An 11,329-nucleotide genomic window follows, 5' to 3' on the forward strand; every position below is an offset into this window, starting at 1 on the left:
AACCGCTCGCGTATCTCGAGGTGCTCACGTACGGCCGATCGCTGGCCCACTCGGTGTTCGCGTTCGCGATCTGTTCGCTCGCGGTCTGGTGGGTCGCGAGACGCGTTCGCGGCCGCTGGGCGGCCGAGACGCTTCCCGAACGGCTCCGGGTCGTCACCCCGGCGGCGTTCGCCATCGGGTACGTGAGTCACCTGCTCGGCGACACCTATCGGTTCTTGCTTGCGGGCGATCTGTGGGCCGCACGGTTTCTGTTGTACCCGCTGTTTCCCGTTTCAGAGTCGCCTGCTGATAATGTGCCCCCGTGGATTCGGCTGTTCCGGATCTATCAGGAGATGGGAACCCATCCCCAGCGACACGTCATCGCCCTTGCAGTCGTCGTGTTCGTGGGACTCTGGGTGCGACAGTACTGGACAGAGACGCACCGGAGCCCTGCGTGACCTACCGGCGTCGATTCGTTTCGTTGGCAAGGTGTATGCCCACGATATTGTCTGTCGACTGTCTTATACGCGCCGTCACTCAGTGACACGCTCCACCGATACCGGCAAGGCCGGATATTCCACGTCAAACACAGTCTTTAGGCTCTGTTGAAATCCAATCCTTCAGACATATTATGGGCTGAAACACCCGTTCGCTAAAGCCTGTGAATGAGACTAGCGATTGTACGTTTACGGAACTGCTTCCCCCACCGTCGTAATCGAACAAACGTACCGATGTCTCGCAACTGCGATGGTGTGACTTCGGGCCGCTCGACGCGAATATAAGGTTCAACAGCCCCGGAGCGTCGGGTATTCTCCGACTCTCGAAGTTTAGATCTGGGGTGCGACTAATTTCCGGCGTGAAATTTCCGTAGTATGGTTATATAAGACCTTGTGGAGACCGAAAAGGGAGTACTTAGCTTTGCTGTTCCTCGAAGTCCGCTAGCGCGACAACCGCGCCTCCGTCTCCAAGTTTGCGGCGGACGTAGGTGGTCGGGTACTGTCCGTCTTGTGGATAGTTCTCCGGCTGGGGGATATCTTGTGCATCGACACCACGGAGTCCTTCGAGGTAATCGAGGGTGATCATTGGTTCGACGAAATTGAGTTCGTACTCGTCGTCGCCGTCCACGTCCGCAGTTCCCCAGATGAACGTGTCTTCCCACTCAGCACCGTCGAACTCAGGGGCGTCTTTCGGAGCCATATGGGCGCCCATCTTCGGGATGATTAATCCGTTCTCGATGAGGCGATAGCCCTCCGGAATCGTCTCGCCGGGCAGTTCCTCGATAAATTCGCCGCCCTTGATCCCGCCGATCGTCTCAGGCTCGTTGAAGTAGAAGTGGATGTCAAAGTGCGGCACGTCGTAGACACCCTCAGGGGTGTGTCCCTGTGGGTTCCATCCGAATCCAACGTACTCAAACGGGGCTGGAACGTTGTCCGGAAGAGAAATGTTGGCGGGTTGCGTCCAGAAGCCGTTCTTTTTCAGGCCCTTCGCGTCGCCATCCTCGAATTCATCCGCATACGGGAGCCCCTCGAACGCACCTGGGGAGTAGTGGACGCCGACGTACTTCGGCTTGCCAGAGGGCGTCACCGATGCGAAGGAACGTACTTCGCCCTCACCGTACGGGGCAGAGCCGCCCCACGAGGTGATCCCTTTCGGCGGGAACCCGGAATTCCCACCGGAGCCATTTCCTTTTCCTTTATTGGCCGTAGTGACCGAGTTGAACGCAACGCTTCCAACTGTAAATGCACCGATCCCCTTGAGGAACGACCGCTTCTTGGTGTCTACCATGGTACATGACCAGAAGTTAAGGCAATTTTATTGAAGTGTAGTCAAGGAGAAAAGATTGCTTGCGGAGAAGGATTATTAATATTTCAATTTAGATGTCAGTGACACTCTGTGTGTCGGTCTGTGTACGTCTATACTGAGGTACTTCGTGAAGTCTCGACTGGCAGAGAGTGGGCCAAACCTGATTACGCGGCTTTGTTGAAGTCCTATTCTTCAGATATACCTACGTCTAAAACTAATCGTAATTATAAAGTGTAAAATGAACAATTATTCATCGTACCACTGGAAATATTCGCTTATGGAGCAGACTATCCTTGACCAAATCAGCGAAGGTATCGCCGACGTAGAGGGAGTTGATCCAGCAGATCTCGATATCTCTCTCCAACGCTATATCTCAACGGATGCAATACAGGATTTGGTGCACCATGAGAGTAACGCTTGGCGTTTGCAGTTTGAGACGCCGAATCACGTTGTAGAGGTAACAGGTGCTGATAAGATCCTCATTGATGGAACACAAATAGATACAGATAATTGAGCGTTCGAAGTCTTGTACTGACGTCACCATTTCAGCTGTTCCCGTCGATCACCGCGGCTTCACTGTCTAACGCACGCACCTCAATCCCGCGCCACTCGCCATCCACACCCACAAGTGCCTCCGCATACCCGAGTTCCTCGTTTCCGGGCACCGCCTCCTGTACGAACTGTTTTTGTGCGTGATTCAAGCCGAACTCGTCGGCCCATTCATCATCCATCCCATCCAATCGATGGAACTGTTTGATCGCACACTGATCGAGGATCATCTCGGCTTCCGGCCGCTCGAAGAACTCATCGACGGTCTGGGTGACGAGCTGAATCGACAGATCATGGTGGCGATGGTGTCGAAAGATCGTCTCAAGGAAGGCAAGGTTCTCAGCGTCACGCAACACGTACCGGGCCTCATCGATCACGAACACCACTTCCTTGTCGGTCTGTTTCGCCCGCTCGTACACTAAAGAGATGAGCAACTGCATCACAAGCGTTGTCCGCCCGCCAACCCGCCCCTCCTGTTGTGCCAGGTCGAGATAGATCAGGTCAGTTTCCTGGAAATCAATCTCGCTTGCGCGACCCAAGTTCGCAAACTGGCCGTCCGGCGCGAACGGTCGCAGCTGGTCAATAAGCCACGTGGCGTCCGCCTGCAGCTTTGCGGCTTCCGCCTCTGTCCGCAGCGTATACTCGGTGGGCTCGGCCACGAGATCCTCTAACACATCGATCACATCACGCAGCGTTGGACTTGGCCGGTCATGGGTGCTGAGATCCTCCGTAATGCCGGCGTTCCGATACGCCGTCTCGACGGCGACCTCAAGTGTGGTCCGCCGATCCCCCAGCGTGATCCCACGGTGTGCAAAGAAATTCACCAGGAAGCTCAACACGCGCTCTTTCTTTTCGGTGAAGGGGCTGGCGTCTGCGCCCAACTGCTGACGAACCGGCTCGGGCATCGGCGTGATCTCTAAGGGATTGATTCCGAGCGTCCCACCCACCGTGATCCGTTGGGCGCCCACAGCGTCAGCCACGCCGACCCAGTCGTTGAGCGGCTCAAGGATCACGCCGATCCGGTCCTCGTGGTGGACGACTGACCGAATGAACCGCTGTTTGGCGCTAAAGCTCTTTCCTGAGCCGGGATCGCCGACCGTGAACGTGGCGTACCCGTTCTCGCGGGCGAACGGGTCCACGACGACCGGGGTGTCCGTGTGTCGGTGGACGCCCAGCTCGACGCCGTCCGGCTCTAAGAGGGTGGGTCGGTGCGGCGACGCCAACAGCGCGCCCACGGCACCGCTCACACAGGTCGTCGTCCGGTCGAGTGGCGTGCCACCAATGGGTGCCGCCCCGCGTAGCGCTCGGTCCTGCGCACAGATCGCGGTTTTGGGGGCGAGCTCGGCCGGCTGCTCGCGTAGCGTCCGTTTCACGCGGCGCACGTCCTGCTCGAGCGTCTCCCGGTCGGCAGCCCGCACCGTCACGAGCAGTGCCTGTGAAAACACGCGGGCGCCCGCTTCCACGGCCCGATACATCGCGGCCGCCTCGCTCGCCCGGTCCTGGAGATACGTGCTTCGCACGCTTGATTCGAGGTCGGCATCCACCTTCAGGTCGTCTGCGGCCGCCTGCAGCTGATCGAGCGCCCGCTCCTGATCCCGCGGCCTGATGTGGGCAGTGACGTGAAATCGGACGTCGGTCAGCGTGAACAGTTCGCTGAGGTACCCGTCGTTGGGGTAATCTGCCCAATCGGCAATATAGAGCGTGGTCGTCCACTCGTCGCCAACCTGTGCGCGCCGACTCTCCCACTCGACGGCGCTCGGGGCGACCGCAGCCTGCTGGCGTGCACGCGCCGTGGCGACCTCCCCAGCAGGGTCAGCGTCAGCCGCAGGCGGCTCGACGAACGCCGACAGATCCACTTCCGGGTCGCGATCTGGCTGCCGAGCCTGCAGCCACACCCCAAGCAAGAATCCAAGTACCAGTGTCCCGCCCCCCACCGTCAGTCCGAGGACAACCGTCGATGGTGACAGCGACTGGACGCTGTCTGTTACAAGCAACAGGCCGTCATCCATCGGAATCACCTCGCGGTCGATGATCCACGCCCGCTTGGTCAGCCACGGGCGGCTCCGCAATGTCTGCGCCGTTCCAGAACTGGGTGGCCAGCCCCAGAATCTCGGCCGTCGAGAGCCGGCGCGCTGTACAGTCAGTCGTCTTCGCGACGAACTCCGTTTCGACCGTCCGCAGCCGTTCGCGGAGCTTTTCGAGTTGTGCCCCGCGGAGCTCCGCGTCGGTGAGCCGATCGCGGCGCGTCACGAACGGCGTCGCCAACATTCCGACCACCGGTAGCGTCGTGAGCCGCTCGGCCGGCGTGCGCTCGTCGGGATGGCGTTCATACACCTCAAATGGCGCGACCTCGACCCTCAGGAAGTAGCGCATCCGATGGGTGTCATCGAGTTCGGCCGGTCGCTGGTCGCGGTACGCCGTGATGAGTGCGCGCAGCGACTCATTGGCTGACACTTCCGGGTCCGCGAGCCGTTCGTCGAGCTGGTCAACGAGTGTCACGGCCGGGTACGGATCCGTCGTCGTGTACAGCGTCAGCTGAAAGGTCAGCTCCTGATTCGCGAACGCTTCACCGATGGCCTGTCGCGTGGCCCAGTCGTCGGCCATCGCGAAATCCATATTCCCCGGTGTGATCTCAATAAACGCCTCCATCGTCCCGTCCGTCCGCTCGATCGCGCCGTGGCCCGGCCACGCCCGCTTGAGCGCCGTCAGCTCCTGTGTCTGTTCGTCGACAACAAACGGCCGTGGGATGGTGGTGTCATCGGGGGATGCGGTGGCTCCCTCGGCTGTCACCGCCTTGTGCAGGGTCCATCGCGGGCGGCGCAGATAGAACCGTCCGAGATCACGCAGCCACGTGCCCGTCGGGAGCTGTCTGGGCGCTGCATACACGACGGCCACCCCGACTGCAAGGCCGACACAGACGAGTGGAAACACGAGCGGCTCCACGCCGAGGGCCGTTCCGATTAGTAGACCCGCGATGGGGAGACTGAGCAACACGTACAGGTCGCTTTCGTACACGCCGATGATCGGCAGGCGACGGTCAGCGTCAAGCGATTGCATCACGCGACGGGTCGCGGGCGTGTCTGAGTCAGTGCTCATGGTCGGGGTTCGTTTTCGGTGCGGCGGTACGACGCCCACCCGCCCTCATGGCTCCGCACCGTGGGGGCTGACGTCGCGTCAGTCGATGTGGGACCGGTACTCGATTCGTCGCTCGGTTCGCTTGCTGAGTCGCTGCGGCCGATCCGGTGGGCCACGGTCTGGCCGATAGCTGCTTTCGGTCCCCACCGCGCAGCCGTCGCGCCAGCCCAGGGCCCTGCCACCGCAGCGGCACCCACGACGGCGCCGGCAGTCACTGTCAGGCCCGTCGCCCTGCTGACCGTCCGGACGAGCCGCGGTGTCGTGTACGCGAACAGCTTCCAGATGATCCACACGCTGAGGACCGGCAGCGAGACCGCAATGAGATAGCCAAAGAAGGCGCTGTCAGGTGTGACTGCTGTTGCAGCTCCGCCGAAGAGCAACTCATAGCCTCGAAACAGCAGCGCCACCGGGAGTGGCATCACCGCAAGTGGAATGAACTTGACCGCAACGCGCATCGCAACCCCAGAGATGACCGGCAGACCACCGTAACCGACAGCCAGTGCGATCGGCATCACATACACGAACACGTACAAGAACAGCTCTCGCAGGAACAACAGGGCTTGAAGAGCCCACATCGCTATGGCGCCAATAAACGTAAGCAACAACCCGAGTGGCGGGTTTGAGAGCGTCACATCAAAGAAATCAACCAGTGGCCCGACCACTGTTCCAACGGACGGCACCAGAGCGATGGTGAAACCGTCGACGAGGTACAACGTGATCACAGCGACCCAGTACCAGGTCGCGATTAAGATCCCGCCTGTCCATGCCGATCGGCGGACCTGCCGTGCTCGAATCGGGTCGCTGAGATTGAAAATCCGCAGCGTATGGCGACCTTGGACACACACGACAAGGATCAGAAACGCAATGAGCGTCACCTCTCCTGCAACGAGTGCCTCGTGAAGCCGTGTCCATGGTGCATTCTGCGGGCTGCCGAGTGGGAGGCCGTTGGTGGTCTCGGGGACTGACGTCCCGAAGAGTGCCTCAGTCAGGTCACGATACCCATTTGTGATCCCCTCAATAAACCACTCTGTGAGTTGCTCGATGATATCGACGAACCACTGGTAGCCGACGTCGGTAAGCGAGATACCACTCATGCGTCCGGCCTCTCGATTGTGATCTGACAGTTAGTGAGATCCTCTCCCTGGTACGCCACATCGTATTCTCGTTCGGTCAGCTCACCAGCTACGTTGCCTCTGAGAGTGACTCTGAATTGCCCATCTGTTCCTTCTGGCGTACATTCCACCCCACTACCGCTCGGCGAAAACGGGAATGTTCTAGAATAGAGTGTAACTCTCTCGCCGGAACTAATAACCGGTTTAGTGTACCTTACAGGACGATCTACCGCCGCTATTCCACTTCCATCGAGTTCCTCCGGCGTCGGGCGAGGAACATCCCCGTCAAACTGGAGCGCGGTAATCTTCTCCGGCCCGGACCCCACATTCTCGATAGTTACGATTACTTCAGTGGTGATTGTGAAATCTGCCGCCCCCTCATACATCTCCTCAGGGTGGTTCCGCGCAAGCTTCAACTCGCGAATCACAATCTCCGGTCGCAGCGCCTGTTCGACAGCAGCCACAACGCTTTCCCCGTCGACGAGCTGCACGGTGTAGGTGCCCGGTGGATACGCGGTTCCAAGTGGGACCGTCACGCGGCTGGCGCCGGGTGTCAGTTCGCGTTCTGCAAACGCCTCGCCAGACGGCGCAATCACAGCCAGCCGGGTGGCGTCGGTGTCGGCATCGTATTCAACGACCAACTCGGTGCCCTCAACCGTCACTGTCGAGAGAGCGTCACTCTCTGGCGTGTCCGAATCACTGGCAGTACAGCCGGCGACTGTGAGTACTCCACTGGCCGCGATCGTTGTCAGTACGGTGCGTCGTGTTCGAGGTGGTGGGGTGTGACTCATGGGGGTGACTCTCCAGCAATGAGGTGTCCAAGCTGCCGGCCAGCAATCCAGGCGACGGCGATCGGGACCGCGCCCCAGATCACCGTCTCGAGCAGCTGCAGCCAGCCGGCGACGGTGCCGAGTGGGTGCCAGCGCACGCTGTCGCTGGCGGCGACGTACGCGGGCGACGTCGTGCGCCAGGAGGCGGGCTCGAAGCGCACGGAGTACAACCCCGGCTCGGCGATCGTTCGTGTGGCGGTGCCGTTCGGCCCAAGCCTGATCGGCTCTCCGTTGATCTGGAGCGTTCCAGCTGGCCCGTCATCGGCGATCGGCGTGGCCGGTCTTGACTCGGCCAGCCGGATCGGGGCTCCAGTCTGTGGGTCCCGCAGTGTCACCCGTATCGTCGCCTCCGAGCCGGTCGTGTCCGTGAGCCGCACCGACAGGTTCGGCTTCCGGATCGGGCGCTCGGCTGGCGTCACTGCCGTCAGCGGTGCCGAGACACCACGGACGACACCGCGGATCTGGACCGTCTCGGGATGCAGCGTCTCGTCTCGGATGGCGAGGCCGTACGACCGGGTGTACTCGCTCGTGACCACGCCCACCGAGATATTCGAGGGAAGCCGTGCCGCCGGTGTCGGATTTGTCACCCCCCACACAGCCGTGAGGGTGGGGCCGTCACGGACGGGCACCGCCCGGGGGCCAATCTGTGCTGGAAACGCACCCACACTCAGCGGCCGCACCGACGACACACGCGTTGCAGTCCCGCTGGCCCGGCTGACAGCCAGCCGGTCCCACCGGGGATCTCGGGCCGTATAGTAGCGCCAGACACCGCGGACACGATGGGTTCCATCGGCTGTGAGCGTGAACCCATGCCACGGCTGTGGCTGGTGGACGGCGAGCCCGTGTGTGCCGTCGGGGTAACGCGTGGTGTACGCGTGTGGCGACAGCTCGTACACTTGTACGGTGCGGGTGTCGCTGACGGTCACCGTCTGGGTGATCGGGTTTGGCGGCGAGCCGTTCGAGACCGTTGTCACCGTGATCTCGGCGGTGATCGTGAGCGGCTGCTCGCCAACCTGGCTGGTGGCGTACGACAGCGTCGGTGTCTGTGAGTCGGTGGTGGTCGCCACCTGCTCGTCACCAATCCTCACGGTGACGTCCGTCACCCCATGGCTGCCCACTGACCGGTTCTGGTCGGTTGGGGCCCGCACGCGATAATCGATGAGCGCACGGAGCGTGCCGTTCGGCGCGATATACTGTCTGGTCTCGGTCGCATCGATATGGACACGGGTCGCGGGATGGACGGCAAACACGGTCGCGTGTGCGTCAGCGATGGCGCCCTCTGACTCAAGGTCCGCATGCGACGGGTGGACACTTGCGGTGGCGTCACCAGGCGTCAGGGCTTGAAACGCAGTGCCCGTCATGGCGGCAGCGTGTGGGGGTGGGGCATCATACGTCAGGTCGGTACACGTCGCGAGCCGCTGGGTGGCTGTCGGGGAGTGACCGTACGTGGCGTTGTACGCTGCCGGCGTGAGACACGGATCCGGATCGCGTGCATCTACCGTCCGAGTTTCGTTAGCGGGGGGCGGCTCCGCGGGCACAGCCGCGGTGCTGACTGCCACCACTGACACCAGCGCCACCAGGCCGACAGCGACCCGGTGGCTCACTCGCGAGGGAAGCCGCATCGCGAGGTTACCACGGCGTCAGATCAACACACTCCGCCAACGGGAGGTTCATGACGCTGCCGGCGACGGTGTACAACGGTCCGAGGACGACCAGAATCACTGTCGACCGCAAGGCGGTCCGCTTGTGGCGCTTGAGTCCTTCTCGTTGTTCGGGACGGAGGGTGAACAACTCGATCAGCGAGTCAGCCTGCCACACGACGACCAGGCCTAACAGTCCGATTGCGGTGGTGAGCTGGAAAAACCCAGAGATCATTCCCGGGAGCCGATCCACCTCACAGACCGCACTCTCCTGGGCAGCCGCTGGCTCGACCGCAACGATCACAACAAGTAGACAGCTTACTGCAACGCGGCGACACACCGCGCGAGCCGATACACGGGCGGGGGACCATGGAGGGACACTGGCGGGCATGGATGGGCGTGGATTCGTATGGTTCTTGCTATCACTGAACAGACTAACAACTCCAGCTCTGAATAATAAATGTTGTGTCGACACGACCGGGTGAGTAGACAGCCGATCAATCACCAGCCGCAGAGACTTAACCAACACGAGGGGATGACACGGTCACGTGTGTTGGTTAACAGTTGTCGCTCTTAGTAGAAACGCGGAAAGTTAGATGTCATCAAGATCGATACGGAGCCGCTCGATGCTCGCATCGAGCGGCGACTCAAGAAGTTCTGGGAGAACACATCCTGCAGCAGTTGAGACTGGTCGTCTCAATGCATATGGCATCCTGGCGCAGTTCATAAATAGTATGAAGACGTAGTCTCGGGCAGAACAATGGCACGAATTACCGGCTCCTACCCAGATGACCTCGACCTCCTCATTGAGGGGGCTGTCGAGGCTGGTGTGTTCGGGGGCAAGAGCGATGCGTTGCGCGAGTTCGTGCGTGAATACTTCAAGGACCACGAGAACGAACGGATTGCAGCTGCGGTCGCCCTCTACGAACGCGAGCGGATTACACTCGGTGATGCTGCGAGACTCGCTGATGTCGACCGCTGGACGATGCGTGACATCCTCCGTGAGCACGGTGTTGAACTTCGTCTCGGGCTCGTTGACGAAGACGACGCAGCCGACGAGGTAGAGGCAGCACGCGAACTCGAATTCGATGATGAGAACTCGTCTGATGAGGAGCCACGTGTTAAATGACAGGTCACGATCTCCCAGCGAACCCGAGCGTCTTGAACACGACTGTCCTCTCGAATTTTGCGTACATCGATCAGTTGTGGGTAGTTGCTGACCTCTCTGGAATCCGTACGGTACCAGTCGTTCGCGAGGAACTCGAGCACGGCGTTGATACCCACCCATATCTCCAGGAAGCACTCGATACACTTGATGACGACATCCCAGTCGCGACGATTTCGGATACTGTCGCAAACAGAGAAGCCGTTGTTGGTGGGCATCTCGACCCCGGGGAAGCACAGGCGTTCGCCCTCGCCGACGCACACGGTGGTCGACTGTTGACAGACGACGGAGATGCCCGGTCGTTTGCGAAAGACCAAGGTGTGACCGTTGTCGGGTCGGTTGGCGTTCTATTGGCTGCAACCGATGCTGGGAAGATCGATGAAGCCACTGCTGACGAGTGGCTGTCGACGTGGATCGATGAGATTGGCTACTACGTCCCGTATCGAACGATCTCGGAGTATCGATGACGCCCACGGGGGTTCGTCATTATCTACTGTGTGTTTCAGCAACGCTGCCCGCCGCAATACTGCCGTGCCCAAACGTGTGAAACGGCGCTTCGCTGGTCGGCCATCGGGCCATGCTGTGGTGTGGCCGTCCCGTCAGTCGTTGACGCCTGGGTGCACTAACAGGCGGTACGCATCGTTGATCCCGAGATCAGCTGGTGACCCGAGCGGGATGATGGCGCGCTACCCCGCCGTTTACTTCTCATACCGTCTCTGATACGCAATATCTGTACTGTCGGATCAGGGCCCACATGATGGGGGTGGTGCCACTGATTCATCTACTCTGGGAGCCGATAGATCGGCGCTTCTCGTGCCGAACGGCGTCGCCAGCGGTGTCGCCGATCCCGATCGCGATCAGCGTCCTCGTCAGGCGATTGTGTGGTCTCGCTGGGTGGGCAGCAGTTCGGCTGTTGTGTTGGCATCCGGAGTGTGAGTGACCGTAGGGGTGACGACGTCGAGTAGCACCCGTTCTCACGAACTGTATTTCGGACGGGGATACTCCCACTGTATCGTGGAATCTTCCCGGAAAGAGACGATCTGGCGGAGAAAATCTCGCTGACGAATTGATAGAAATACAAGCGCATACCCCCGGTCTTTAGGCCTGTCTCTTACC

General features: G+C 60.5%; 11 protein-coding genes. 4 read left to right on the forward strand and 7 right to left on the reverse strand.

What is annotated here, in order from left to right:
• The coding region (locus tag GJ633_RS09565) for a metal-dependent hydrolase (protein ID WP_156588638.1) at nucleotides 1-437 on the forward strand (437 nt) is incomplete at its 5' end.
• A gap of 454 nt (nucleotides 438-891) precedes the next feature.
• On the opposite strand, the gene GJ633_RS09570 is transcribed toward GJ633_RS09565, so the two are convergent.
• On the reverse strand, nucleotides 892-1,764 hold the full coding sequence (locus GJ633_RS09570) for a hypothetical protein (protein ID WP_156588639.1): 873 nt from the start codon (nucleotides 1,762-1,764) through the stop codon (nucleotides 892-894).
• Between the two features lie 295 nt (nucleotides 1,765-2,059).
• Between GJ633_RS09570 and GJ633_RS09575 the strand changes: the two genes are divergently transcribed.
• Nucleotides 2,060-2,296 carry a HalOD1 output domain-containing protein gene (locus GJ633_RS09575; protein ID WP_156588640.1) on the forward strand — a complete coding sequence of 79 codons (237 nt, stop codon included), beginning with the start codon at nucleotides 2,060-2,062 and terminating at the stop codon, nucleotides 2,294-2,296.
• A gap of 31 nt (nucleotides 2,297-2,327) precedes the next feature.
• On the opposite strand, the gene GJ633_RS09580 is transcribed toward GJ633_RS09575, so the two are convergent.
• From GJ633_RS09580 to GJ633_RS09605, 6 genes are all read right to left on the reverse strand, one after another.
• Nucleotides 2,328-4,340, reverse strand: coding sequence for a VirB4 family type IV secretion system protein (locus GJ633_RS09580; RefSeq protein ID WP_156588641.1), 2,013 nt, complete (start codon nucleotides 4,338-4,340; stop codon nucleotides 2,328-2,330).
• Entirely contained in the window at nucleotides 4,333-5,427 is a 1,095-nt protein-coding gene (locus tag GJ633_RS09585) for a hypothetical protein (RefSeq protein WP_156588642.1), read from the reverse strand. The genes GJ633_RS09580 and GJ633_RS09585 overlap by 8 nt, the downstream gene beginning before the upstream one ends.
• Nucleotides 5,424-6,560 carry a hypothetical protein gene (locus GJ633_RS09590; protein WP_156588643.1) on the reverse strand — a complete coding sequence of 379 codons (1,137 nt, stop codon included), beginning with the start codon at nucleotides 6,558-6,560 and terminating at the stop codon, nucleotides 5,424-5,426. The genes GJ633_RS09585 and GJ633_RS09590 overlap by 4 nt, the downstream gene beginning before the upstream one ends.
• Complete coding sequence (locus tag GJ633_RS09595) at nucleotides 6,557-7,240, reverse strand: hypothetical protein (protein WP_321169000.1); 684 nt, start codon at nucleotides 7,238-7,240, stop codon at nucleotides 6,557-6,559. Before GJ633_RS09595 ends, GJ633_RS09590 begins: the two co-directional genes overlap by 4 nt.
• Before the next feature lie 125 nt (nucleotides 7,241-7,365).
• A complete protein-coding gene (locus GJ633_RS09600; protein ID WP_231741320.1) occupies nucleotides 7,366-8,496 on the reverse strand; it encodes a hypothetical protein in 1,131 nt (376 codons plus the stop codon).
• 541 nt (nucleotides 8,497-9,037) lie between these two features.
• A complete protein-coding gene (locus GJ633_RS09605; protein WP_394351144.1) occupies nucleotides 9,038-9,388 on the reverse strand; it encodes a hypothetical protein in 351 nt (116 codons plus the stop codon).
• Between the two features lie 420 nt (nucleotides 9,389-9,808).
• On the opposite strand from GJ633_RS09605, the gene GJ633_RS09610 reads away from it, so the two are divergent.
• Both GJ633_RS09610 and GJ633_RS09615 read left to right on the forward strand, forming a co-directional pair.
• Complete coding sequence (locus tag GJ633_RS09610; RefSeq protein WP_156588647.1) at nucleotides 9,809-10,177, forward strand: UPF0175 family protein; 369 nt, start codon at nucleotides 9,809-9,811, stop codon at nucleotides 10,175-10,177.
• Entirely contained in the window at nucleotides 10,174-10,680 is a 507-nt protein-coding gene (locus tag GJ633_RS09615) for a twitching motility protein PilT (protein ID WP_156588648.1), read from the forward strand. The genes GJ633_RS09610 and GJ633_RS09615 overlap by 4 nt, the downstream gene beginning before the upstream one ends.
• Nucleotides 10,681-11,329 lie beyond the last annotated feature (649 nt).

The organism is Halorubrum sp. CBA1125, assembly GCF_009742825.1.
Taxonomy (GTDB): Archaea; Halobacteriota; Halobacteria; order Halobacteriales; family Haloferacaceae; genus Halorubrum.

Coding starts and splice junctions, on each gene's coding strand:
- GJ633_RS09570 (WP_156588639.1), bottom strand. CDS start 1,764: ATGGTAGACACCAAGAAGCGGTCGTTCCTCAAGGGGATCGGTGCATTT.
- GJ633_RS09575 (WP_156588640.1), top strand. CDS start 2,060: ATGGAGCAGACTATCCTTGACCAAATCAGCGAAGGTATCGCCGACGTA.
- GJ633_RS09580 (WP_156588641.1), bottom strand. CDS start 4,340: ATGGATGACGGCCTGTTGCTTGTAACAGACAGCGTCCAGTCGCTGTCA.
- GJ633_RS09585 (WP_156588642.1), bottom strand. CDS start 5,427: ATGAGCACTGACTCAGACACGCCCGCGACCCGTCGCGTGATGCAATCG.
- GJ633_RS09590 (WP_156588643.1), bottom strand. CDS start 6,560: ATGAGTGGTATCTCGCTTACCGACGTCGGCTACCAGTGGTTCGTCGAT.
- GJ633_RS09610 (WP_156588647.1), top strand. CDS start 9,809: ATGGCACGAATTACCGGCTCCTACCCAGATGACCTCGACCTCCTCATT.
- GJ633_RS09615 (WP_156588648.1), top strand. CDS start 10,174: ATGACAGGTCACGATCTCCCAGCGAACCCGAGCGTCTTGAACACGACT.